The organism is Methylobacterium adhaesivum, from assembly GCF_022179065.1.
Classification (GTDB): Bacteria; Pseudomonadota; Alphaproteobacteria; order Rhizobiales; family Beijerinckiaceae; genus Methylobacterium; species Methylobacterium adhaesivum.
The window spans coordinates 102,308-125,665 of record NZ_BPQD01000002.1; the positions used below are offsets into that span (position 1 = coordinate 102,308).

Here is a 23,358-nt window from a genome sequence, read left to right on the forward strand (position 1 = left end):
AAGGCGTTCGATGCGCCCGCCGCAGAACACGCGAGGGTTGCATTTTTCGCGCTAACGCGGGAACAATGATCGACCCCGAGTCGGAGCGACGCATGTTGTCGCGGCGGTCCTCGGCGGCGCAAAGCTGACCCAGGAACGAGCAGCCCAGATCCACCAGCATCTTGGCGTCGGGGACGACGTTCCGATCACCGCGCGGCCCATCTCGAAGGGCCTCGATGCGAAGAGCGAGATCGACGCGCTGATGAGTTCATTTCCGATTAGAGGACCGAAGCCATGAGCATGGATCTCTACGTCCTCTCTGACGGCCTGCCTCCGAATCTCATCGAATGGCAAAAAATCATCGACGAACATGGGTTTGACTTGAAATTTTCCCGCGATCAAATCGTCATCGGAGAAGGGGGTCTGGTCACGGCCAAATGGAAGTCCCGCGATGTCGCGTTCGAGTTCCGACCGTGCGACTTCGACAAGCTCATCGAAACGTATGACGATCTCGATTTTGGTCGAAGGTGGGATACGGCTAATGTCTTCTATTGGTCCGGTCTAACTGACTGCGTCGCCGCCTATATCGCGGCCGTGACGCTCGCCCAGATGCACAATGGCATCGTCTTCGATCCTCAGGACAGCTTGATCCTTCGCGATCAGGAAGCGCTTCGCATGGCCCGCGAGAACGAATTGCTGTTGCCGAAGATCGAGGCTTCCCTACGCCATTGAGACCGTTTCCTGCGGAGTGATTGTCGCGCTCGTCCCAGTCCTAGACGAGCCAGATACTGTTCATCGGCCGAGACGGACAGTCGGACAGACTCGGTCTTCCGGGGCGGGGCTTGATCGCACCCGCCCCGGACGAGATTGGAGACTCGTGACGCCGCTCCTGCTCCCGTGCCTCAGTTCTCCTCGTCGCCCGGCTCGAAGCTCGGGACCTGCTCGGCGCTGGCCACGGGGGTCGGGGCCGAGAGGGTGGAGGGTACGTTCACGCCGTCGCGCTTGTAGATATCGTCGCGGAACTGCACCGCGCCGTCCGGGGTCGCCCAGGCGGTGATGTAGGTCCAGTAGACCGGCACGGGCGTGCTCAGGGTGGCGTCGACGCGCTTGCCGCTCTCGATGGCCTGCTCGACCTGCTCGCGGCCCCAGCCGGGCGTGTCCTTGAGCAGCCAGGTGATGTATTCGCGCACGTTCTGCACGCGCACGCAGCCCGACGAGATGAAGCGGAAGTCGTCGCCGAACACGCCCTTGGTGTTCGTGTCGTGCATGAAGACCCCGTACGGATTCGGGATGTTGATGCGCACGATGCCCATGGAGTTGAAGTCGGCGCCCGAATCCTGGCGGTAGCGGTAGCGCGTGCCCTCGTCCGAATTCCAGTTCACCGAGGCCGGCGAGATCTCGGTCTCACCCGTGAAGATGCGGATCTTGTTGTCGGTGAGGTAGTTCGGATCCTTCTGCATCTTGGGGATGAGGTCCTTCTTCACGATGGAAGCCGGGACCGTCCAGAAGGGGTTGAAGTTGATCTGCGTCGCCTTCGTATTCATGATCGGCGACTGGCGGTCGATCTTGCCGACACCGGCCGCATGCAGGGTCACGACCTGGCCGTTCTCCACCGTCTGCACCAGGGCGGCGGGGATGTTGGTGATGACGAAGCGGTTGCCGAGATTGCCCGCGTAGGAGCGCAGACGCACGAGGTTGATCTCGAGCTGATGCAGGCGCACATCCGCCGGCACGTTCATGGCCGCCTGGGTGGCGGGGCTCATGGCGCCGGTCTGGCTGAGGCCGTGCCGCGACTGGAAGCGCTTCACGCCGGCCGAGACGTAGGAATCGTAGACGCCCGAGCCGCCCGAGGCCGAATCGAGGTCGCCCGAGACGATGAGGCGCTGGCGCAGGGCACTCACGGCAGGCCCCTTGGCGCCGATGCGCAGGCGGTCGGCGCCCGCGATCGGCTTCCAGCCACCCCGGTTCACGATGTCGCGGTAACGCTCGATGGTCTGCTCCGTGGCCGCGATGGTCTGGGGCGAGAGGATCGGCGTCGAGGAGCGCTGCACCTGCATGGTGGTCGGCGCGGCGTAGTCCTGCGCCCATTCGGCCTGGGCGAAGCCGGCGGCCTCGCGGGCCGAGGCGGCGCCGCCCACGAGGGCGACGGAGGCGGCGAGGACGAGGGACCGGGTGGCAACGGACCGGGCAAGGGACCGGGCGGAAAGTGCCTGCTTGAGCATCGGGCGAACTCTGGTCTGACGTTGGGTGCGGCGTGGTGCCCGGACGCCGACGCGATGCGTCAGCTCCGGAACGCCCCTTGCCGCGAACGTGTCGGGGTGAAGTTAAGAACTCATGGCGTCCGGGCCACAATATGGCGCCGGCGGGCGCCGCGATGACTTCCCGGCGAGCGTGCCGCCCGGGCCACAGCATGGTCCAATGCGGTTGTTGGACTGACGGATACCCCGCCGACCGAGACCGTTCGTTGCGCGGTGGGCCGATGCGTGACGTGACAGGTGCACGGTGCGGCGGCCTAACTATCTGACAGACTGCGATTTTCTCGTCTTGTTCCAAACCGGTACGCTTCGTTTGGTGGCGCCGTTCGGGCAGTGGGCGTGCCCACCGGCGATCGCGCGTCGTAAACTTGGCATGGACGCGCACGGTCGGTGCGGCGTCCGGTGGCGTTTCCAGGACGTGCCCTTGCGCACGGAAGATTTGCGCGCATGGTTCGCCGATGTCGGCGGGTCTCCCGCCCGATGCCATTTCCATCGCACTCCCGGATCGTCCGATGATTCAGCGCACCCGCACCGCCCTTCGCCTTGCCCTTTCAATGGTCGCCGCCCTCGGCCTTGCCGCGTCTGCCCGGGCCGGCGAGATCACGACGGCCGGGGACCTGCGCATCGACACGCCCTGGATGCGGGCGACGCCGGGCGGGGCGAAGGTCGCGGGCGGCTATGTCCGCGTCACCAACACCGGGTCGCAGGCCGACCGGCTCACGGGCGCGGGCATCGCCATCGCGGGTCGGGGGGCGATCCACTCCATGACCATGGCGGGCGGCGTCATGAAGATGGCGGCGGTGCCGGAGGGGCTCGCCATCGCGCCGGGTCAGACCGTGGAGCTGAAGCCCGGCGGCTTCCACCTCATGTTCGAGGATCTCACGTCCGCGCCGAAGGTTGGCGAGCCCGTCTCCGGAACCCTGACCTTCGAGCGGGCCGGGACGGTTCCGGTGACCTTCGCCGTGGCGCCCATCGGCGCGACGAGCCCGAACGCCGCCGCCTCCGCCGCTCCTGCCCCCCACGCGCATCACTGAAGCCGCCCGGGGCGACGGGCGCGCCTCGGAAACGTCGTGGCCGGGAAGGATGCGCCGCTCCCTCGGCCAAGCTACACAGCCGGCATGATGCCCCCCGCCCCAGAGACAGACCCCTCCGTCCGCCCCGATATCCATGTCGGGCGGGACAACTGGCTGTTTCTCACGGGGGGCAGCAACGACGTCGCGGCGCAATACGGCACGCCCGGATTTCCCCTGGCCAAGCTCTGGCGCTGGCGCCGCCTCCTCGAAGCACGGACCCGTCGTCTCGGCGCCCTCGGCATCGGCTACGCCCACGCGGTGGCGCCGGAAAAGCTCGCGATCCACGACCACGCGTTCGACGGCCTCGCCCTCGATCCCGCCCGGTCGCCGGCCCTGCGCCTGGAGCGGTGGCTCAGGTTCTCGCCAGCGCGGTCATGCCTCGTCGACTTGGTGCGGCCGTTCCGGGCGCGGGCACGAGACACGGCGCTCTACCGGCGTACGGACACCCACTGGACGTTCGCGGGCGGCTGGCTCGCCTACGCGGAGATCTGCCGGCATCTTGGCGTGCGGCCGCGTTACGACATCGCTGCGCGCAGGCTCGGAACCCCACAGGTCTATGCCGGGGACCTCGGCGCGAAGTTCGATCCGGAGCGATGCGAGATCGCCGAACCCTGCCTGTTCGCGGGCGCGGCGCAGCGTGTCCACGCCAATGCGCTGATCACGGCGTTCGAGGCCGACGGCCGGGGGCGCGATGCGCATATCGGGGCCTATGCGGTGTTCCGCAACGATGCGCCCGGCATCGATCCGCGCCGTCTCGTCCTATTCGGCGATTCCTACGCCCACCACACGCCGAACGGCGCCACCGGCACCCTGACGCCGCTGTTCGCCGACACCTTCCGGGAGGTGCACATGCTGTGGTCCACGAGCATCGACTGGAAGCTGATCGAACGGATCCGGCCGGACTTCGTCGTCTCAGAGATCGCCGAGCGCTTCATGATCGAGGTGCCGCAGGCCGGCTTCGACATCGACAAGCTCGCGGCCCTCGCACTCGCGCGCAAAGGCTTCTGAACTCACGGGATTCCGAAGGGCAAGCCCTTCGGCGGGTGTCTGGCGGAGCCCGACGTTCTCCCGGCCTCTGCCCTGGACCCGCAAAGGACTGAGCCCTTCGAACCCGTTTCTCTCAGTACAGGCCACCAGCCTGGGCGGCGCGGTCGGCATCGGGGGGCGGGCCGCCCGCCGGGGGAGCCGGATTGGCGGGCGCCACGTAGGCGTCGGGCGGCGCTGTCCCGGGCTTGAACGCCTCGAGGATCGTGCCGGCGCCCTCGCCCGAGCCCGCCCGCATGCCCGAGGAGGCCGAGACGCGGATGAGCTTGATGCCGGGCGGCACGCGGAACGGCGTCGGCGGCTTGTCCTTCAGGGCCTGCTTCAGGAAGTCGAGGGCGATGGGAGCCGAGAGGCCGCCGCCCGTGGCGCGGTCACCGAGGGAGCGCGGCTTGTCGAAGCCGAGATAGACGCCGACCGCGAGATCGGGTGAGAAGCCAACGAACCACGCATCCTTGGCGTCGTTGGTGGTGCCGGTCTTGCCGGCGAGCGGCTTGCCCACCTGCTTCAGGATCGTGGCGGTGCCGCGCTGGACCACGCCCTCCATGATCGAGACCATCTGGTAGGCGGTGAGCGGATCGAGAACCTGCTCGGAATCGTCCACGAGCTTCGGCTCGTCCTGGCCCGACCACTTCTCCGCATCGCAGCCGAGGCACTTGCGGGCATCGTGCTTGTAGATGGTCTCGCCGACGCGGTCCTGGATGCGGTCGATGAGGGTCGGCCGGATGCGCCGGCCGCCATTGGCAAGCATCGAGTAGGCGGTGACCATGCGCATCACCGTCGTCTCGCCCGCGCCGAGCGACATGGGCAGCACGGGCAGCATGTCGTCGTAGACGCCGAAGCGGCGGGCATACTCGGCGATGAGCGGCATGCCGACATCCTTGGCGAGCCGAACCGTCATGAGGTTCTTCGAGTGCTCGATGCCGTAGCGCAGAGTGTGCGGGCCGCCCGACTTGCCGTCGTAGTTCGAGGGCGTCCAAGCCTCCTGGCCCGGACCTGCCTCGATGGTGATGGGCGAATCCTGCACGATGGAGGACGGGGTGTAGCCGTTGTCCAGCGCCGCCGAGTAGACGATGGGCTTGAACGAGGAGCCGGGCTGACGCATCGCCTGCGTGGCGCGGTTGAACTGGCTCTCGTCGTAGGAGAAGCCGCCCACCATGGCGTGGACGCGGCCCGTATAGGGGTCCATCGCCACGATGGCGCCGGAGATCTCCGGACGCTGGCGCAGGCGATAGGCCCCGCGCCCGCCGTCCATGGCCTCGACGTAGACCACGTCGCCGGGGTTCAGGGCCGCGGCCGGCGAGCGGCCGGTCCAACGCGTGCCCTCGGCCGGGATGGTGCCGGTCTCGCGATCCTTGGAGACCTGGCCGGACGCCTCGCGCCGGGGCTGAAGGCCGATCTGCGCGACGCCGCCGTTGGTGTTCAGGACCACGGCGAGGCGCCAGGGCTGCACGTCGCCGAGGCCGGGAACCTCGGCGACGGCCAGACCCCAATCGCGGCCGACGAGGTCGACCTTGGCCTGGGCCCCGCGCCAGCCGTGGGACTGGTCGTAGCGGATCAAGCCATCGACCAAGGCCTTGCGGGCCCAGGCCTGCATCTTCGGGTCGAGGGTGGCGCGCACGGAGAGACCGCCCTCGTAGAGCTTCTTCTCGCCGTAGCGTTCGGTGATCTCGCGTCGGACCTCTTCGGTGAAGTAGTTGGCGTTGGCGGCGTTGGCGAAGGCGACGCGCGGATTGACGCCCAGCGGCATCTTGCGGGCCGCCTCGCCCTCCTCCTTCGTGATGTACCCGTTCTGGGCCATCAGGCCGATGATCTCGTTGCGGCGGTCGAGGGCCTTCTGAGTCTGGCGGTAGGGGTGGTAGTTGTTCGGCCCCTTCGGCAGGGCGGCGAGATAGGCCGCCTCGTTGATGGTCAGCTCGTGGACGGACTTGCCGAAATAATCGAGGGCGGCGGCCGCGACGCCGTGGAGGTTGCGGCCGGGCACGATGGTGCCGAGGAAGATCTCGTTGAGGTAGAGTTCGAGGATCTTGTCCTTGGAATAGGCCGCCTCGATCCGGAAGGCGATGAGCGCCTCCTTGGCCTTGCGCTCGAAGGTCTGCTCCGGGCTCAGAAGGAAGTTCTTGGCCACCTGCTGGGTGATCGTCGAGGCACCCTGCTTCTTGCCGCTCTTGAAGTTTGTCAGCGCCGCGCGCACGAGCCCTTCGGGATCGACGCCGCCATGCTTGTAGAAGTTTTTGTCCTCCGCCGAGAGGAAGGCCGCGACCACGATCTTCGGCATGGCCTGGATCGGCAGGTAGAGCCGACGCTCGCTCGCGTATTCGGCGAGCAGTGAACCGTCGGCAGCGTGCACGCGGCTCATCACCGGCGGCTCGTAATTGGCGAGCGCCGCGTGGTCCGGCAGATCCTGGCTATACTTCCAGTAGAAGAACGCCGCGCCGGCCGAAGCGACCAAGAACAGCATCGCGCCGATGCTGAACAGGAAGCCGAAGAAACGAAGGACGATGCGCATCCGGGTCCCGTTCGTCGCTGGATCTGCCGCCGGTCCGGCACAGGACCGGGACCGCGCGCCGCCCGTTCGGAGCGGCAGGCATGGAGAAGGGCGGCGTTCGCTCGAGGCTACCCGCGCGGCCGTTCCCATCGAACTCGCGACCTCCGTCGAACCGGGGCGTCGCGAGGCCCGGTTTCACTCCCATTCTATGGTGAAACTGGGGCGATTGCCGCGGAGCGCCGGGGCGGATTCGGCCGGGTGAGCGAGGTGCGGTTGCCGAAGAAGGCGTCGATGGCCTTGGCCATGCTCCCCGTCACCTCGGCGCGCCAAGACTCGGACTGCAGGAGGTCGAGGTCGTGCTTGCTCGACAGATAGCCGAGCTCCACGAGCACGGACGGCACGTCGGGCGAGCGCAGCACCATGAAGCCGGCCTCGCGGTGGGGCTTGGGGCTCATCTCCATCACCGGGCCGAGTTGGGCCATCAGGCCCTTGGCGAAGCCCGACGAGAAGGTGCGGGTCTCGCGCAGGGTGAGTTCCTGGAGGATGTCGGCGACATGGCCCGGCCCCTCGTTCGATTCCGTTCCGGCGGCGGCGTCCGCCCGGTTCTCGCGCTCGGCCAAGCGCGCCGATTCGGCGTCGGTGGCCTTCTCCGATCCCGTATAGATGGTGGCGCCGCGCACCTGCGGGGCGGACTGGATCGAATCGGCATGGATCGAGACGAACAGGTCGGCCTTGGCCTCCCGCGCGATACGGACCCGTTCGGCCAGGGGCACGAACACGTCGCGGTCGCGGGTCATCCGCACCCGGTAGCGCCCCCCCGCTTCGAGGCGGGTGACGAGAGCCTGCGCGAAGCCGAACACGATGTCCTTCTCGAACACGCCCGTGGCCGCGATGGCACCGGGGTCGGTGCCGCCATGGCCGGCATCGACCATGATGAGGGGGCGCGCATCCGTGGCCTCGCTCGGCGCCACCGCCTTGCGGAGCTGGGGCGCGGGATCGCTCGCGACGGCGGCGCGCCGGAAGCCCTCGCGGTCGCTGCGCTTGAACTCGACGGTGAGGAGCACGGCGCCGTCGCGGGGCCGGGTCGTCGTCTCGATGGTGCCGACGGTGGCGGGCTGCGCCAGATCGACGACGATGCGCGAACGTCCGGGGGCGAACAGGCCATAGCGGAACGAGGACACCACGCCTTCGCGCTTGCGCCCGGTCTCGGCGCCGAGCTGGAAGTTGACTTCCGCCAGATCGATGACGGCGCGGTCGGGCCGCTCCATGACGAAGGCACGCGCGTCGATGGCCTTCGACAGGGTGAGGGTGAGCTTCGTGATCCCGGCTCCGCCGCTCGACAGCTCCGCCGCGATGGCCACGGCGGCGGGGGCACGGGCCGCCCGGTCGCCGTCCTGCGCCCGCACGGCGGGACCCGACGCGAGGACGAGGCTCGCGGCGAGGGCGATCGACCGGAGCAGGCGATGGGATGCGAGCATGGTCCGGCGTTCCGGTTCCTGTGGCCTCCGGTTAAGCGATACGGCCGGTGTGGTTAATCGTTCCTTGTGCCGCATCGGGGATTTGACGGCCGGTTGTGGCCGGGACGCGACACCCGTGACGGTCGTCAGGGACGGCTGCTCAGAATCTCGCGGATGAACGCGTCCTTAATCTGTCTGTACGCGCTCATCGGCGCGCCATCGCATCGGATCTTCAGGGCATTGTAGCGCGCGACCAGGGATGGATCGGCGCGCAACGCGACGGCGAAGCGGTGAAAGACATCGAACTGCCCATCCCGAACGGTCAGCTGAAGCCCGAGGGCGGGCGCCATGACGCGTCCTTCGAAGGCGGCGAAATCGGCCGTGCGGATCGACCCCGCGTTGGGCGCAAACCGCGCCGCCAGAATCGCGGCGGCCGCGGGGAAGTCATCGGCATCGACCCGAATGGCGACATCGAGATCACCCTTGGTCAAACAACCGGGTATCGCCGTGGCACCGACGTGCAGCATCTCGGCGGATGCTGGGAGTTGCGGACCGAGATCGTGTTCGAGTGCGGCGAACAGCGTGTCGGCGGCAAGACGCGCGCGATCAGGATCGGCGACGAGGTGGAGCATCGCTTCATTCGTCATCGCGCACCCTCCTCGGTGACCCGTGCAGGCGTGGGACGCCCGCGCAGGGGCGGCGGAACGCCATCACCGAAGGGTCCGCGTGGGACTTCGCTGGGGGCCGCCCGCGTTTATACCTTGCCAAATCCCTGCGACGATCTGTAATGAAGCTGTACCCTTCCCGGTGCCGTGCGGTATGCTCCGCGGCCCGCGGGCGTTTCGAGATCACAACTCGGGCGTCTTCGCCGTCGGTTCCCGCGCCATGCTCGCCGGCCCTCGTGAGCCGGGCAGGAGACGGTCAAAGCTGCGGCCTCACGGCGCGCGGCCACTCTACGAAATCCGAGGCCGGCGGTATCCGGCTCAAGAGTCTTCGCGAGGTCAGGGAGAGAGATGGGAGGACACACAGCATCGGTTGCCGTTGCTCGTGTTCGACGCATGCGCGTTTCGCGTGGCGCCGCAGTCCCGTCGGCCCTGGCCAGGATCAACCCCACGCGCGCCGATCACCGGCGCCCAACGGCGGTTGACGGCAATCCCTTCCCCACAGCTCTGGCGACCCGGTTCGGGTCGTCGCGCGCGTCGACCGTCCGGCCCGATGGACCGGGACGGGGCGGCACGCCACCGGAGCCGCTCGGTTCGAGGAGGACGTCGGCCGCCCTGTCGAAAGTTCGTCATGGCCAACAACAACAAGATGCTCATCGATGCGATGCACCCGGAGGAGACCCGGGTCGTCACGGTCCACGGGTCTAGGGTCGAGGAGTTCGACTTCGAAGCCGCCAACCGGCGCCAGCTTCGCGGCAACATCTACCTTGCTAAGGTGACGCGGGTGGAGCCCTCGCTCCAGGCGGCCTTCATCGAGTACGGCGGCAACCGCCACGGCTTCCTCGCCTTCAGCGAGATCCATCCCGACTATTACCAGATCCCGCTGGCCGACCGACAGGCTCTGCTGGAGGACGAGGCGCGCGACGCTGAGGAGCACCGCGAGCGCGAGGAGCGCAAGCCGCGCCGCCGTTCGCGCGGCCGCCGCGCCGAGGCCGCGTCCGCCAAGACCGCCGAGACCGTGAGCGCGGAGGATTCCACCGCCGAGACCGGGGGTGAGGCCGTCGAGATCGCGGGCGAGACTTCGGTTGTGGACGCCGAGTTCGTCGAATTGCCGAATGCCAAGTCGCAGGCGGCCGAGCCGCAGGAAGCCGGAGCGCTTTCGGCCGACGTGTCCGACGCCGCGCCCATCGAGCCGGGCAGCGACGCCTCGGCCGACCTGCCCGCCGATCTGCTCGCCTCAGGCGAGGCCGCGGCGCCGGCCGTGGCCGAGACCGAGTCGACTTCTTCCGAGGCTACCGAAGGCGGGCATCCCTCGGACGCCGTGTCGGAAGCGCCGAGCCCGGAGGCGGAGATCGCCATCGAGGCCGCCCCCATGGCCGCGTCGGCCGAGCCCGTCGCGGCGGGTCTGGCCGAGAGCGCCGAGGACGAATCCGACGCGGACGAGTCGGATGAGGACGACGAGGACGACGACGAGTCCGAAGACGACGACGAGGATGACGACTCGGACGAGGATGAGGACGACGACGAGGATCACGAGGGCGAGGACGGCGAGCGCGAGCCGAAGATCGCCCAGATCGGCGGCAACGGCGACGCGCTCGCCGAGATCCCCGAGCGGCCGCGCACCTATCGCCGGCACTACAAGATCCAGGAGGTGATCAAGCGCCGCCAGATCATCCTCGTGCAGGTCGTCAAGGAAGAGCGCGGCACGAAGGGCGCGGCGCTCACCACCTACCTGTCGCTCGCCGGCCGCTATTCCGTGCTGATGCCGAACACCGGCCGAGGCGGCGGCATCTCGCGCAAGATCACGTCGGCCGCCGATCGCAAGCGCCTCAAGGAGGTCGCGCAGGATCTGGAGGTGCCCGAGGGCATGGGCGTCATCCTGCGCACGGCGGGTGCCTCGCGCACCAAGCCGGAGATCAAGCGCGACTTCGAGTACCTCATGCGCCTGTGGGAGAGCGTGCGCGAGCTGACGCTGTCCTCGTCCGCGCCGGCCCTCGTGTATGAGGAAGGGTCGCTCATCAAGCGCGCCATCCGCGACCTCTACAACAAGGACATCGACGACATCCTGGTGGCGGGCGACGCGGCGTACCGCGAGGCGCGCGACTTCATGCGCATGCTCATGCCCGGCCAATCGAAGGTGGTGCAGCCCTACCGCGACCCGACGCCGATCTTCGCGCGCCACGGGGTCGAGCAGCAGCTCGACGCCATGTTCTCCACCCACGTCACCCTGAAGTCCGGCGGCTACCTCGTCATCAACCCGACGGAAGCCCTCGTTTCCGTCGACGTGAACTCCGGTCGCTCGACCCGTGAGCACGACATCGAGGACACGGCCCTGCGCACCAATCTGGAGGCGGCCGAGGAGGTCGCCCGCCAGCTGCGCCTGCGCGATCTCGCGGGCCTCGTGGTCATCGACTTCATCGACATGGAGGAGAAGCGCAACAACCGCGCCGTCGAGAAGAAGCTCAACGAGTGCCTGAAGAACGACCGCGCCCGCATCCAGGTCGGCCGCATCTCGCCCTTCGGCCTCCTCGAGATGAGCCGCCAGCGCATCCGCACGGGCATGCTCGAGAGCTCGTCGCTCCCCTGCGCCCATTGCGGTGGCTCGGGCTTCGTGCGCGCGACCTCGTCGGTGGCCCTGCAGATCCTGCGCGCCATCGAGGAATCGCTGCTCAAGAGCGCGTCGCACAACCTCATCCTGCGCACGCGCACGGAGGCGGCCCTCTACATCTTGAACCAGAAGCGCGGCCACCTGCATGAGCTGGAGGTGCGCTTCGGCGTCACCATCACCATCGTGGCCGACGAGCGCCTCGCCACCACGGCGGCGTTCCAGCTCGACCGCGGCGAGCCGGCCGTGCGGGCCGAGGGCGCCATCACGGGCGTCCGCGCCATCGCCATCAATCCGGCGATGGAAACCGAAGACGACGAGGAGTTCGAGGACGAGGCCGTCGAAGCCGAGGCCGAGACCGAGACGGAAACTCAGAGCGCCGACGGCGAGGAGGCCCGCGAGGGCACGAGCGAAGGCGGGGAAGGTCGTGGACGGCGTCGGCGTCGGCGTCGGCGTGGCGGGCGCCAGGAGAACGGCGCTCAGGAGAACGGCGCCCAGGCCGGCGGCGACGACGAGGGTCGCGCCGAATCCGACGAGGACGAGTCGGACGGCTCGACGGAGCGGGGTGAGGGCGACGAGACCGCTTCCGACGGCGAGTCCCGGCCCGAGATCGTGACGACCGGCGAGGACGACGGTACCGGCCGCCGCCGTCGCCGGGGCCGACGCGGCGGTCGTGGCCGCGACCGCGACAGCCGTTCGCGCGAGACCGCGAGCGAGACGGTCGAGTCCGACGCGGATGGCGCCGAGCCTGCGACCATCGCGGATGCTCCGACGGCCTTCGCCGGTGGCGAGGAGCCGGTGAGCGCCGAGGCTGTGGACGCCGCCACCCAGGCGAGCGGCGATGCGGTTGCGGTGGACCTGCCGGTGGCCTCGGCCGAGGCACCGGTCGCACCGGAGCCGGCCTCGGCGGAGCCCGCGGCTTCCGAAGCCCCCGTGGCCGAGGCGCCCGCTCCGCCTGAAGCCGAGGCGGCGGCGGAAACACCGTCCGTTCCGACTCCGGCGCCCGAGCCCGTCGCCGTGGTGCTGACGCCCCTCGATCCCAACCGGCCCAAGCGCGCCGGCTGGTGGTCGCGGACCAAGGCCGCCCTCTCGGGGGAGTGACGCCAGTCTCGGCTGAGACCGGAGAACCGTAAGACAGAGAAAGGCCGGATCGGGACACCCCGATCCGGCCTTTCTGCATTTTCGAGCGATGGGCGGACGTCGGGTCCGCCCGGTCCTGTTATTTGGCGCCGAGGAGTTCCACGTCGAAGATCAGGGTGGCGTTGGGCGGAATCACGCCGCCGGCGCCGCGGGGGCCGTAACCCATGTCGGGCGGGATGATGAGAGTCCGCTTGCCGCCGGTCTTCATGGTGGCGACGCCCGCATCCCAACCGGCGATCACCTGTCCGGCGCCGAGGGTGAAGCTGAATGGGGTGCCACGATCCTTCGAGGAATCGAATTTCTTGCCGGGCTTGCCGTTGTCGTCGAGCCAGCCGGTATAGTGCACGCTGACCTTCTGGCCGGCCTTCGGCTCGGGGCCGGTGCCCACGACCTCGTCGCGGTACTGGAGCCCGGAGGGCAGGGTCACGGTCTCGGCGGCGGAAGACGCTGTGGTCATGGCGAGGAACAAGGCTCCGGTAAGGGCGAGGGTCGGGCGAAACATACGGCGCTTCCTGTCTGGCGAACCGTTATGGGCCAGTCGCAGGCACCGATGTGGGGCGTCAGCGTCGGCCCATCAACCTCTTGACCACGCCGCTGTCCGCCAGACGTCGCTTGGCCTCGGCCCGGGCGGCATGCTCGAAGCGGGCGAGGCGCACGCGCCGGTCGAGGGAAACGAGGCCCCCCGCGCCCTCCGGAACGGCGACGATCTCCGCGATACTTTCACGCTCGGGGTAGAGGCTCTCCAGGGCCGAGCCGGCGAGCGTCGCCGAATCGAGGCGCTGGGCGAAGGCGGTCTCGTGCAGGGCGCGCACAATCTCGGCTTCGAGGACGAGGCCCGGTGCCCCGGCCCGCTCGTCCTCGTCGTAGGTGGTCTTGAGGAGGCAGGCGGTGCCCCCGGCGACCAGGGCGAGGCTGATGGCGAGGGAATGCCCGTCCCGCGCCAGTATGTCGGCCCGCGCGCTCACCGGGCCGCCCCCTTCCGCGAACAGGGCCTGGGCGAAGGCGGCATGCTGTGCGCGGCAGGCCATGGCGCTGCCGGCCGTCCCCTTCCAGCCGGTCTTTTCCAGGGCCAGGAAGGCCTCGACGGCCGCATGCAGGGGCTCGCCCGCCGTGGCGGTCTCCAGCGTAACGCGGCCCCCCTCCGACAGGCGGCGCTGGCGCCGGCGCAGATCCTTCAGGCGACCGCGGTTGGGATGGTCGGCGAGGAAGGCCTCGTGGCTGGCGCGCCGATCGAGCATCGGGCGCTCGAAGGCGGCGACCTCCCCCAGAGCCCAGTCCTCGCTCGCAAGGGCCGCGCACAGGGCGCGGCCAAGGCGGCTGCCGGTCGCGAGGAGCGGCCAGCGCCAGGGCCGTCCGTCCGAGGCCGCGCGCAGGCCCGCCGCCAGGGCCGCGAGGGTGTCGGACAGGTCGGGGCCATCAGCCACGAGGGGCAGGGTCGCGGTGACGAAGGGCGATTCGAAGGGACGCGCGACGGGGCGGCCGAGGCCGCAGAGGTCGTAGGTGAGGCGGAACGGCAGAACCGCGTCGAGGCGCCCGCGCGAGCGCACGACGACGATCCGCAGGTCGTCGGCGGCGAGGCCGGCGCTGCGGTGCGCCGCTAGGGTGTGGCGGGTGTAGTGCGGATGCGGGTCGATGGCCCGGCCGACGAGATCGTCCCAGGCGGCACCCTCCCGCTCGAGCTCGGCAAGGGTCAGGAGGGCGAAGACTGAGGACGCGGCGGGCCGGCGGCGCGGATCGGTCATCGCGGGGTACTCCGGGAAAGGCCGAGGCCGACCGGCGTGGCAATGCCGTGGATCGCATGGGCGGCGACCGCCATGACGAGGCCCCGCGCGGTGGCGGCGATCGCCATGGCAAAGGCGGCGCCGATGACCCCAAAGATCGGGACGAGGAGGCAGCAGAGGCCGGCGGCGAGGCCGAGCATGGCGACGGTGATGGCGGCACAGATCCCCTCCCCGCCGAGCATGGTCAGGAGGTCCTCGCCGGGCCCGAACACGCTCGCGACGACGCTTCCGGCGATCAGAACGGCAAGGATCGGCAGGCTGTCGCGGAAGTCCGGCCCGAACAGCCCGAGGAGCAGGGGGGCGGCCAGCAGAAGCATGGCCCCGACCGCGAGGGTCGCCGCCAGGGTAAGACCCGCCTGCATCCGCACGAGGGCGGCGAGGCCAGTCCGATCCCCGGCGGCATGGAGGGCGGCGAAGCGCTGGGCCGTGGCGGCGGAGGCGGCGAAGTGCACGAAAACGACGAATTGCTGGATGCGGGTTGCGGCGAAATACAGCCCCACGGTGGCGGGTGGCATGAGGAGCCCGAGGATCACCACATCGATGACGTTGAAGCCGGCGCTCGCGAGATCCGTGAGGGCGATGGGCAGGCAGGCCCGCAGCCATGGCCGCCACCGGTAGGCACGCGGCCCGGCGAGGCGCAGGCGCGTGATCAGCCATACGGCCTGCAGGGCGGCGGACAGCGCCGTGGCGAGGAGGGTGCAGGCCACGGCGACCCAGGCCTCGGCGGGGGCCCCGAACCAGACCGCCCCCACCATGGCCGCCATGATCAGGCCCTGGCGCAGGAGATAGGGCGGCGCGATGGCGAGCACCGCCCAGTTCTGGCTACGGGCGACGCCTTCGCAGAAATCCTGCAGGGCGAACAGGGGCAGGATGGCGGCGGCGAGGAGAAGGGGGGCCCCGTAGGGTCCGGCAAGCAGGGCTCCCTCCGCCCGCAGCACGAGGAGGCCGAGGCCCGCGATGAGCCCGGCGCTCGCGACCGTGACCACGGCGCCGCCGAGCAGGAAGCCACGCAGGGCGTCGTCCCGGCCCAGCGCCCCGTCCGCTGGAAGGAAGCGGCAGGCCCCCTGCGACAGGCCGAGGGTGGCTGAATGGCCGAGGATGCCGATCCACACCCAGACGGCGGCGAAGATGCCGTACTCGGCCCCGCCCATGAGGCGGGCCATGAGAACCTGGGCGCCGTAGGCAAAGGCCGCCGAGGCGATCCGGATGGCGAACACGTCGAGGGCCGCGCGGGCGGGGCCGCTGCGCACGGCCCGCAGGCGCTCCAAGTTCCACAGGCGCCCGACTGCCGCGCCGAAGGCCGATGCGCCGATGCGATCCGTTGCCATCCCCATCCGCGCTGTTCCGGCCCGCCGGATTCGGGTGTAGCGCGACGGCCTTGCGACTCGGTTAAGTCGATGCGGTTCGGATCGGTCCAGGATGGGGGCGTTCAGTCACCCGGCCGCACGAGAATCGATGGCGGTGGAGAAGCCGCCTTGGCGGCCGCGTCGCGGGGCGGCACGATCACCGGCGCCAGCGGTGCGCCGGGATCGGCCTGCAGCAGCGAAAGGGTGATGGCGCGGGTGACATGCTCGGCCATGCAGCGCAGGCCCAGCTCGTTGAGGCGGAACTGAGAACCGAGGAGGTGCCCCTCGCCCTTCTGGCTCAGCCCCGAGAGGTAGCGCATGGCCTCGTAGCGCTGCACCAGGGGCACGCCCTCGTGCTCGGCCACCTCCTGAACCTTGCGTACGAGGCTGGTGTAATATTCGTCGTCGGCCAGACTGGCGGTGTAGACGGGATTGACCAGCACCACGTCGATCTCGTGGCCCTTGATCCACTGCACCGTCTCGGCGAGAGCCGTCGCGAAGACGTCGGCATCCACGCGGGCGAGGGCATCGTGGGTGCCCACCTGCCAGATCACGAGATCGGGCTCGAGTTCGGCGACCATGTTACGCAAGCGTTCGGCGGCGCCGGAGGCGATCTCGCCCTGCATGCCCCGGCTCTCCACCACCACGTCGACATTCGGCAGGGACCGCTCCAGGGCCGTCTCGAGCTTCACCGGATAGGTCGCCGAGGCCCCGAGACCGGCGGAGGACCCGCCGACGGTGAGCACGCGCACCGGGCGCTTCTCCTTCAGGGCGAGCTTCACCGCTCCGAGACGGGCGAGGGTGTAGAGCTTCGAGCCCGGCACCCGGCATTCGGGCGACAGGCTGACGTCGAGGGCCTCGGACCCGCTCGGCGTGGTCTTGGGCGGCGACACGACGGTCGCCGGGCCGGTCAGCCCCGAGGACACGGGTCCCCTGGACGCCGCCGCCGGCGGATCGGCCAGGGCCGCCGCCGCCGACACGGCGAGCGTCAGGCTTGCGGCGAGGAGGGCCGCGGCTTGCGGGAGCGCCATTCGACGAACCATGCGGTGAAACCCAGTGCGATCAGGCCCGATCCTACGACGGAAATGTCAACGAAGACACCGCCGCCCGTCCGGAAGCGAACGAGTTGGGCGGCGAGACTCAGGAGCGATCCGATGGAGAAGACGGCGAGAGAATTGCGGCCGAGACCCGCGAGATAGCCGGTCACGGGGCCGAGGCGCGGCGCCAGCACGGCGTAGAGCGTCTGGAACGCCAGGAGGACGCCGAGGAAGTGGATCAGCCGCGCCGGCGTGAGGTAGGTCTTGTCGAAGGCGAAGAACAGGCGTGGCTCGGGCACGAGGAGCGGATCCGGCCGGATCTCGAAGACTGCCAGGACGACGCCCGTGGCGACGATGGCGATGCCGAGGGGCACCAGACGCTTCGACTTGGCTCGCAACCCGGGTGAGCGGCGGTTCAGATCCTCGCCGACGAAGCCGAGCACGAGGAGTAGCTGCCAACACAGGGGATCGAAGAACCAGCCCCCCTCCCCCGGCCAGGACGGCAGATTCCACTCGAACACGAGGCTTGCCGCGTAGAGACCGAAGGACAGGGCCAGGGCCGCCAAGCGGCTTACGCGGGCGACGAGGACGAAGACGGGCGCGATGCCGATGAGCACCACGTAGAGCGGCAGGATGTTGAAGAATCCGAGCTGGTGGGTCAGCAGCACGACCCCCACCATGCTCTGGATCGGGTCGGCGAAGAATCCCCCGGCATTGTGCCATTCGAGCAGCAGGGGATTGTCGAGGACGAGGGCCGTGCCGGCGATGATCGCCAGGGCGAGGGCCATGATGGTGATCTGCGCCCGGTAGACCTCGATGGTCCGCGACAGCAGGCGCAGCACGGTCTTCAGGCGCGGCTCGGGCCGGCCGTCCCGGCCACGGGTGGCGATGCCGATGGACCAGCCGGCGAGGAACACGAACAGCTCGGCGGCGTCCGAAATGCCGTATTGCGAGTAGGTGTAGCGCTCGAAGGTGTTGCCGGGGATATGGTTGATGAAGATCGTGACGAGGGCGAGCCCGCGCCAGAAATCGATCGCGTTCGGTTCGCGCATCGGTGGATCCGGGCTCCGTCGACTCGAAGGGCTTCGCGGGTGTGTCCGACCCGGACGGACCGCCCCGCGCGGTCAAGGCCGGCCGTGATACGGTGCCGGCGGCTTTCTGCAAAGGGTGGTCGGCGTCACGCGACGCGCGGAAGCGTCTTCACCAAAAGTTGTGGGCACCGGCATCGGAGGCGGAACCGCGCCCGCTGCCACCCGTTCAAAGGCCCCGGGGGCAGTGGCTCGATGTGTGCGTTGCGCGTTTCCTTCGACACCGACTGTACGGTTCGACCCCATGGTGCGTGATGCTCCCGATGGACAGAATTCCTGAATGACCTCTTCCGCCGCAACCGATGCCGCGCCGATCCCCTCGGGCGTTTCCGGCCTCGATCTGATTCTGAACGGGGGCTACGCCGCGCAGCGGGCGCATCTCATCGAGGGCCGTCCGGGCAGTGGTAAGACGACGCTGGGCCTGCAGTTCCTCATGGACGGCGTCCGGATGGGCGAACGGGCGCTCTACATCACCCTGTCGGAGAGCCGTCGCGAGCTGCTGTCGGTGGCCGAGCGCCACGGCTGGAGCCTCGACGGGATCGACATCTACGAACTCGTGCCCCCCGAACTCAGCCGCGACGCGGAACTGCAGCAGAGCCTCGTGCACGCCTCCGACCTCGAACTCGGCGAAACCGTGCGGATGGCGCTCGCCGAGATCGAGCGGGTGAACCCTTCTCGCGTGGTGTTCGACAGCCTGTCTGACATCCGCCTGCTGTCGCAGGGGTCCCTGCGCTATCGACGCCAGGTGCTGGCCCTGAAGAGCTACTTTCTCCTCAACGATGCCACCGTGCTCATGCTGGACGACCTCAGCGCATACGACGACAGCCTCAACCTCCATTCCATCAGCCACTCGGTGATCCGCCTCGAACAGGTGACGCCCGAATACGGCGCCGGACGCCGGCGCCTGCACGTCATCAAGATGCGTGGCACCCAGTACCAGGGCGGCTACCACGATTTTTCCATCCGCAGGGGCGGCATGCGGGCCTATCCGCGTCTGGTGGCCGCCGGACGGCACCGTGCCTTTCCCGACGAGACCGTCCCCAGCACGGTCGCCGCCCTCGACCAGTTGCTCGGCGGCGGCCTCGACCGGGGGACGTCCACCCTCGTGATCGGCCCCTCGGGCGTCGGCAAATCTACCCTCGCCCTAAGTTACCTCATGGCCGGCCTCGAACGGGGCGAGCCAGCCCTGATCCTCTCCTTCGACGAGACCGTCGGCATCCTTCTCAGGCGGGCCGCCGGTGTCGGCATGGACCTGACCCCACACGTTCAGGCGGGGCGCCTCAAGATCGAGCAGATCGATCCGGCCGACGTCTCGCAGGGGGATTTCGGTGCCCGCATCCGTCACGCCGTCGAGGAGGACGGCTGCCGGATCGTCGTGGTCGACAGCCTCACGGGCTACATGAGCGCCATGACGGGCCAACCGGCCCTCCTGCTTCAGATGCACGAGTTGGTGACCTACCTGAACCAGCAGGGCGTGGTGACGATCCTCGTCCTGGCCCAGCACGGCATGGTCGGGCGAATGGATTCGCCCATCGACATCACCTACGTAAGCGACACGGTGGTGATGCTGCGGTTCTTCGAGGCCTCGGGGCGGGTGCGCCGTGCCCTGTCGGTGCTTAAGAAGCGAACCGGCCCGCACGAGGATACGATCCGCGAGTTCCGCATCGATGGGCAGGGCCTGCGTGTCGGCGAAGCGCTGATGGGATTCCGCGGGGTCCTGACCGGAGTGCCGACCTTCGAGGGCGACCGCCGCGATCTCCTCGACCCGAAGACCGAGGCATCCAAGGCCGAAACCGGCGCGCCCCATGCCGGATCGTGACACCGTCGTTCTGATCCTGGCGCCCGTTGGCCGGGATGGGAAAGTGGCCGAGGCGATCCTGAACGAGGTGGGCGTCGCGTCGCGCATCGAGAGCAATCTCGGCGATCTCGTCGCCGGCCTCGACGGGGCGGCCTGCGCGGTCATCACCGAAGAGGCGCTCCAGCGCTCCGATCGCAAGGGCATCGCCGAATGGGTCGAGGGCCAACCGGCCTGGTCGGACTTCCCCTTCGTGCTCCTCACCCTCAGGGGCGCGACGCCGGACGACCGTCTGACGGGCCTCCTCGGCAACGTCACGGTCCTTGAACGGCCGTTCCACCCGGCGACGCTCGCCAGCGCCGTGCGCTCGGCCCTGCGCGCGCGGCGGCGCCAGTGGGAGGTCGAGGCCTATCTCGCCGAACGCCAGAAGACCCACGAGCGTCAGGCGCTCCTCATACGGGAGCTCCACCACCGGGTGAAGAACACTTTGGCCACGGTGCAGGGACTGCTCGGGGCGACGGCGCGCAGCACGAAGAACGTCGAGACGTTCTACCAATCGTTCTCCGACCGCATCGTGTCGCTCGGCAAGACCCACACCCTCCTGACGGAGGATTACTGGCAGACCGCGCCGCTCCACGAATTGCTGCAGAACGAACTCGGCCCCTACAACATCGCCGGGGGCCGTCGCATCGTCCTCGACGGGCCGTCCGTCGAACTCGCTGCCGATCTCGCGGTGCCGGCCGGGATGGCGTTCCACGAACTGACGACCAACGCCGCCAAACACGGCGCCCTGTCCCAGTCGTCCGGCCGAATCACCGTGACGTGGTCCGTGGCACAGACAGAGGCGGGTCGCACCCTCGCCCTCGACTGGGTGGAGGCGGACGGGCCGAAGGTCTCGATTCCCGAGCGCAAGGGTTTCGGCTCGACCCTGCTGCAACGCGTGCTTGCCCAGCAGTGCAACGCCATCGTGGCCATCGACTACGATCCGGCGGGCCTGCGCTTCCACCTGGAGGCCCCGATGCCGGGCGAGCGGCTGGTGCCGACCTACTGAGCGGACGTGTGCTCGAGCGCCCCTACTTCACGATCCGGTCGAGGCGGTTGTTGACGAAGAAGTACAGCTCCTTGGCGCCAGGCTCGGTATAGAGCACCTGAACCTCGCGGCCTGACCGGCCTTCGCCGACGAGGACGTCCGTAGGCGGCTTGCCCTTGAGGCGCACGAGATCGCATTCGCCGATCCCGGGCTCGATGTTAGCGGCCCCAGTCGGTACCGCCCCCGAACAGGTCCCGTCACCGTTCAGCACCGGGCCGGAGAAGGTGGGGGCCGGGGCGGGCCGGGCAGCCGGTGCGGCCACGGGCGTCGGCTCGGGCGCCAGCGTCGGCGTTGCGGTACAAGCGGCCAAACCCCAGGCAGCGAGGACGACAACGGACGAGCGAGTGGCAAGGGGGCGGATCACGGCGTGTCCTTGCGGGTCGGCGCGGCGTCCGCCGGCTTGTCCACGGCCGGCATCCTCCGCGCCGCGAGGGCCTGCGCGAACAGGGCGGCGGCGTCCCTGTGGAACGCCGCGCGCGAATCGGGGCGGGAGTAGAACATGTGCCCGCCGGGATAAACAGTCAGACTCAGGCGTTCGACCGCGAAGGCGGGCATCTGGTCGATGAGGAGCTTCGAGGCGAAGTAGGGCGTCACGAGGTCAGTGAAGCCGTGGGCCACGAGCACCCGCAAATTGCCGTCGAGGGCGAGCGCCCCGCGCAGGGCGCCGAGGGCCTCGGGCGCCATGCGTCCGCTGCCCCAGGTCCAGCCCCGGTTGACCGCGTTGTTGAGAAGCTCATAGCGCAGGTCCGGCACCTTCCAGTTCAGGCGATCGCTGTAGAGGGCGATCATCGCGCTCGTGAGGGGCGCCTGGAGGGCCGTGAGCAACGGGTCCTCGAACCCCGACGACAGGGCCGTGGGGTCCGGGTCCCATCCGGTGACGCCGGTGTCGTAGGCGCTGGCGACGCGGCCGGTGTCGCGGCCGATCTCGCGCTGGACGCCGCTCGCCGAGAGCCGCCCGGCCTGGCGCCGCACGAAATCCGGATCGAGACCGGCCAGCGCGCCGACCCGGTCCGCCAGGCGAGCGACGGCGGCCTTGTCCGACGGCCCTTTCAGGAGATCGGCGAGGTAGGGGCCGGTGGCGTAGGCTTCGGCGTCGGCCAGGGTCGCGCGGGTCGGCGTACCGCCCGCGCGCTCGATGGCGGCGGCGGCGAAGGAGGGCAGCTTCAGCACGTGTCCCCACGGCGTCGTGCGCGGCGTCTGCAGCCAGCCGAAATCGAGGACCGGCGACAGCAGGACGAGGCCCGACAGGCCGATGCCGATCTCCTCCTGGAGTTTGGCCGCGATAAGCGGCCCCCGGAACCCGCCGTAGCTCTCACCGACGAAGAACTTCGGGGCGGCCATGCGCTCGTTCGTGCGCAGCCAGCGGGCGATGGCCGAGGACAGGACCGAGGCGTCGGCGTCCACGCTCCAGTATTTCTTGGGCTCCCCGTCCGCCGCCCGGCTGTAGCCGGTGCCCACGGGATCGATGAACACGAGATCGGTGAAATCGAGCCAGGTGCCGTCGTTCGGCACCAGACCGATGGGCGCGGACGGGCTGATGCTCGCCCCCTCCACCGGCAGGCGCCACGGGCCGATGGCGCCGATGTTGAGATAGGCCGAGGCCGCGCCCGGACCGCCGTTGACGGCAAAGGTCACGGGACGCGGCGCGCCGTCGCGGCCCGGCATCGTGTAGGCGATGAAGGCGATCTCGGCCTGGAGCTTGCCGGCCTCGTCCACGAGGGGCAGGCTGCCGGCCCGGGCCGTGAAGGCCAGGGTCCTGCCATCCGGCAGGGTGACGCTGTGTTCGGTCACCGCGTCGGCGGGAAGCTTGCGCCCCTCCGGGGCCTTTCGCGCTTCGGCGGCGGGGCGTTCCGCCTGCGGGGCGGATTGGGCGTGGGGTGTGGCGGTCGCGAGGAGAAAGGCCGCGAGGCCGAGGGCGAAGCGTTGCAGGGCGTGTCCTCCGGTGGCGTGCATCAGGCTTTCTTCTGCCAGCGACCGTCCTCGTCCTGCTGCCAGTAGGCGATGCTATGGCCGGCGGCCTTGGCCTCCTTCCACTGCTCGCGGGCGCGCATGAGGGCGTCCTGATCGGTGCCATCGAACAGCACGCACAGGCGGGCATAGTCTTCGGCGTTCGGAGGCAGGGGCGCCCCTTCCACGAGAAAGCGGATGGCGGCCCCGTTGGGGTTGGTGTCCTTCAGGGTCAGGACGACGGGCTGGGTCGCGTGGTCCGGGTCCCGATCGGTGCCATGGGGCAGGAAGCTGTCGTCGGAATAGGTCCATAGCCCATCGTCGAGGGCCTGGAGCCGCTCCTCGCTCGCCACCTGGATCGCCGCCCGCCACTGCCGCTCCAGCGAGCGCTCGACGAGGCTCGGCAGGACCCGTTCCAGGGGCTGATGCTGCAGGTGGTAGAACAGGATTTCGGTCACGCCCCCTCCAGGCCGATGGCGGCAGCCGCATTCGGCCAGCGTGCCACCGAGCAAGGTAAGCGCATAACACCGGAAGGGAAGCGCCCGGACGCCAGACGCGGGCGCGGCGCGTGGTC

The 23,358-nt window shown here is 69.3% G+C and carries 18 protein-coding genes; 6 read left to right on the forward strand and 12 right to left on the reverse strand.

What is annotated here, in order from left to right; translation table 11 throughout:
• Positions 1–273 precede the first annotated feature (273 nt).
• Complete coding sequence (locus tag MFF01_RS03005) at positions 274–711, forward strand: hypothetical protein (protein WP_238221865.1); 438 nt, start codon at positions 274–276, stop codon at positions 709–711.
• A 170-nt stretch (positions 712–881) separates the two neighbouring features.
• Here MFF01_RS03005 and MFF01_RS03010 read toward each other — a convergent pair whose 3' ends face one another.
• Positions 882–2,201: a L,D-transpeptidase family protein gene (locus MFF01_RS03010; RefSeq protein ID WP_238221866.1), complete on the reverse strand. Its 1,320-nt coding sequence runs from the start codon at positions 2,199–2,201 to the stop codon at positions 882–884.
• A gap of 545 nt (positions 2,202–2,746) precedes the next feature.
• Here MFF01_RS03010 and MFF01_RS03015 point away from each other — a divergent pair.
• Positions 2,747–3,268 carry a copper chaperone PCu(A)C gene (locus MFF01_RS03015; protein WP_373319609.1) on the forward strand — a complete coding sequence of 174 codons (522 nt, stop codon included), beginning with the start codon at positions 2,747–2,749 and terminating at the stop codon, positions 3,266–3,268.
• An 84-nt stretch (positions 3,269–3,352) separates the two neighbouring features.
• The gene (locus MFF01_RS03020) at positions 3,353–4,315 is read left to right on the forward strand and encodes an alginate O-acetyltransferase AlgX-related protein (protein ID WP_238221867.1); all 963 of its coding nucleotides are present in this window, start codon (positions 3,353–3,355) and stop codon (positions 4,313–4,315) included.
• A 112-nt stretch (positions 4,316–4,427) separates the two neighbouring features.
• Here MFF01_RS03020 and MFF01_RS03025 read toward each other — a convergent pair whose 3' ends face one another.
• From MFF01_RS03025 to MFF01_RS03035, 3 genes are all read right to left on the reverse strand, one after another.
• Positions 4,428–6,857: a penicillin-binding protein 1A gene (locus MFF01_RS03025; RefSeq protein WP_238221868.1), complete on the reverse strand. Its 2,430-nt coding sequence runs from the start codon at positions 6,855–6,857 to the stop codon at positions 4,428–4,430.
• A gap of 185 nt (positions 6,858–7,042) precedes the next feature.
• Positions 7,043–8,314 carry an N-acetylmuramoyl-L-alanine amidase gene (locus MFF01_RS03030; RefSeq protein ID WP_238221869.1) on the reverse strand — a complete coding sequence of 424 codons (1,272 nt, stop codon included), beginning with the start codon at positions 8,312–8,314 and terminating at the stop codon, positions 7,043–7,045.
• 125 nt (positions 8,315–8,439) lie between these two features.
• Positions 8,440–8,940 carry a GrpB family protein gene (locus MFF01_RS03035; RefSeq protein WP_238221870.1) on the reverse strand — a complete coding sequence of 167 codons (501 nt, stop codon included), beginning with the start codon at positions 8,938–8,940 and terminating at the stop codon, positions 8,440–8,442.
• 646 nt (positions 8,941–9,586) lie between these two features.
• Between MFF01_RS03035 and MFF01_RS03040 the strand changes: the two genes are divergently transcribed.
• Entirely contained in the window at positions 9,587–12,661 is a 3,075-nt protein-coding gene (locus MFF01_RS03040) for an Rne/Rng family ribonuclease (RefSeq protein WP_238221871.1), read from the forward strand.
• Positions 12,662–12,779: 118 nt separating this feature from the next.
• Here MFF01_RS03040 and MFF01_RS03045 read toward each other — a convergent pair whose 3' ends face one another.
• The 5 genes from MFF01_RS03045 to MFF01_RS03065 all read right to left on the reverse strand — a co-directional run bounded on the left by MFF01_RS03045 (position 12,780) and on the right by MFF01_RS03065 (position 17,916).
• Positions 12,780–13,202, reverse strand: a complete 423-nt coding sequence (locus MFF01_RS03045) for an FKBP-type peptidyl-prolyl cis-trans isomerase (RefSeq protein ID WP_238221873.1) — start codon at positions 13,200–13,202, stop codon at positions 12,780–12,782.
• A 58-nt stretch (positions 13,203–13,260) separates the two neighbouring features.
• Positions 13,261–14,442 (reverse strand): GNAT family N-acetyltransferase, encoded by a 1,182-nt coding sequence (locus tag MFF01_RS03050; RefSeq protein WP_238221874.1) that lies wholly within the window; start codon positions 14,440–14,442, stop codon positions 13,261–13,263.
• On the reverse strand, positions 14,439–15,809 hold the full coding sequence (locus MFF01_RS03055) for a lipopolysaccharide biosynthesis protein (protein ID WP_238221876.1): 1,371 nt from the start codon (positions 15,807–15,809) through the stop codon (positions 14,439–14,441). The genes MFF01_RS03050 and MFF01_RS03055 overlap by 4 nt, the downstream gene beginning before the upstream one ends.
• Positions 15,810–15,910: 101 nt before the next feature.
• The gene (locus MFF01_RS03060; RefSeq protein WP_238221877.1) at positions 15,911–16,858 is read right to left on the reverse strand and encodes an SGNH/GDSL hydrolase family protein; all 948 of its coding nucleotides are present in this window, start codon (positions 16,856–16,858) and stop codon (positions 15,911–15,913) included.
• A complete protein-coding gene (locus MFF01_RS03065; protein ID WP_238221878.1) occupies positions 16,816–17,916 on the reverse strand; it encodes an OpgC family protein in 1,101 nt (366 codons plus the stop codon). The genes MFF01_RS03060 and MFF01_RS03065 overlap by 43 nt, the downstream gene beginning before the upstream one ends.
• A 316-nt stretch (positions 17,917–18,232) precedes the next feature.
• On the opposite strand from MFF01_RS03065, the gene MFF01_RS03070 reads away from it, so the two are divergent.
• Positions 18,233–19,771 carry an ATPase domain-containing protein gene (locus tag MFF01_RS03070; RefSeq protein WP_238221879.1) on the forward strand — a complete coding sequence of 513 codons (1,539 nt, stop codon included), beginning with the start codon at positions 18,233–18,235 and terminating at the stop codon, positions 19,769–19,771.
• Positions 19,758–20,798: a sensor histidine kinase gene (locus MFF01_RS03075; RefSeq protein ID WP_238221880.1), complete on the forward strand. Its 1,041-nt coding sequence runs from the start codon at positions 19,758–19,760 to the stop codon at positions 20,796–20,798. The genes MFF01_RS03070 and MFF01_RS03075 overlap by 14 nt, the downstream gene beginning before the upstream one ends.
• A 22-nt stretch (positions 20,799–20,820) precedes the next feature.
• On the opposite strand, the gene MFF01_RS03080 is transcribed toward MFF01_RS03075, so the two are convergent.
• From MFF01_RS03080 to MFF01_RS03090, 3 genes are read right to left on the reverse strand one after another with little or no spacing between them, the layout of a single operon-like run.
• Positions 20,821–21,201 (reverse strand): hypothetical protein, encoded by a 381-nt coding sequence (locus MFF01_RS03080; RefSeq protein ID WP_373319612.1) that lies wholly within the window; start codon positions 21,199–21,201, stop codon positions 20,821–20,823.
• Complete coding sequence (locus MFF01_RS03085; protein ID WP_238221881.1) at positions 21,198–22,790, reverse strand: S10 family peptidase; 1,593 nt, start codon at positions 22,788–22,790, stop codon at positions 21,198–21,200. The genes MFF01_RS03080 and MFF01_RS03085 overlap by 4 nt, the downstream gene beginning before the upstream one ends.
• Positions 22,790–23,242 carry a DNA polymerase III subunit chi gene (locus tag MFF01_RS03090; protein ID WP_238221882.1) on the reverse strand — a complete coding sequence of 151 codons (453 nt, stop codon included), beginning with the start codon at positions 23,240–23,242 and terminating at the stop codon, positions 22,790–22,792. The genes MFF01_RS03085 and MFF01_RS03090 overlap by 1 nt, the downstream gene beginning before the upstream one ends.
• Positions 23,243–23,358 lie beyond the last annotated feature (116 nt).

Bases quoted from the DNA above. Each gene is read 5' to 3' on its own strand.
- MFF01_RS03050 (WP_238221874.1), bottom strand. From the start codon at position 14,442: ATGACCGATCCGCGCCGCCGGCCCGCCGCGTCCTCAGTCTTCGCCCTC.
- MFF01_RS03060 (WP_238221877.1), bottom strand. From the start codon at position 16,858: ATGGCGCTCCCGCAAGCCGCGGCCCTCCTCGCCGCAAGCCTGACGCTC.
- MFF01_RS03030 (WP_238221869.1), bottom strand. From the start codon at position 8,314: ATGCTCGCATCCCATCGCCTGCTCCGGTCGATCGCCCTCGCCGCGAGC.
- MFF01_RS03040 (WP_238221871.1), top strand. From the start codon at position 9,587: ATGGCCAACAACAACAAGATGCTCATCGATGCGATGCACCCGGAGGAG.
- MFF01_RS03005 (WP_238221865.1), top strand. From the start codon at position 274: ATGAGCATGGATCTCTACGTCCTCTCTGACGGCCTGCCTCCGAATCTC.
- MFF01_RS03065 (WP_238221878.1), bottom strand. From the start codon at position 17,916: ATGCGCGAACCGAACGCGATCGATTTCTGGCGCGGGCTCGCCCTCGTC.
- MFF01_RS03020 (WP_238221867.1), top strand. From the start codon at position 3,353: ATGATGCCCCCCGCCCCAGAGACAGACCCCTCCGTCCGCCCCGATATC.
- MFF01_RS03055 (WP_238221876.1), bottom strand. From the start codon at position 15,809: ATGGCAACGGATCGCATCGGCGCATCGGCCTTCGGCGCGGCAGTCGGG.
- MFF01_RS03025 (WP_238221868.1), bottom strand. From the start codon at position 6,857: ATGCGCATCGTCCTTCGTTTCTTCGGCTTCCTGTTCAGCATCGGCGCG.
- MFF01_RS03010 (WP_238221866.1), bottom strand. From the start codon at position 2,201: ATGCTCAAGCAGGCACTTTCCGCCCGGTCCCTTGCCCGGTCCGTTGCC.
- MFF01_RS03070 (WP_238221879.1), top strand. From the start codon at position 18,233: ATGACCTCTTCCGCCGCAACCGATGCCGCGCCGATCCCCTCGGGCGTT.
- MFF01_RS03045 (WP_238221873.1), bottom strand. From the start codon at position 13,202: ATGTTTCGCCCGACCCTCGCCCTTACCGGAGCCTTGTTCCTCGCCATG.
- MFF01_RS03075 (WP_238221880.1), top strand. From the start codon at position 19,758: ATGCCGGATCGTGACACCGTCGTTCTGATCCTGGCGCCCGTTGGCCGG.
- MFF01_RS03085 (WP_238221881.1), bottom strand. From the start codon at position 22,790: ATGCACGCCACCGGAGGACACGCCCTGCAACGCTTCGCCCTCGGCCTC.
- MFF01_RS03035 (WP_238221870.1), bottom strand. From the start codon at position 8,940: ATGACGAATGAAGCGATGCTCCACCTCGTCGCCGATCCTGATCGCGCG.
- MFF01_RS03015 (WP_373319609.1), top strand. From the start codon at position 2,747: ATGATTCAGCGCACCCGCACCGCCCTTCGCCTTGCCCTTTCAATGGTC.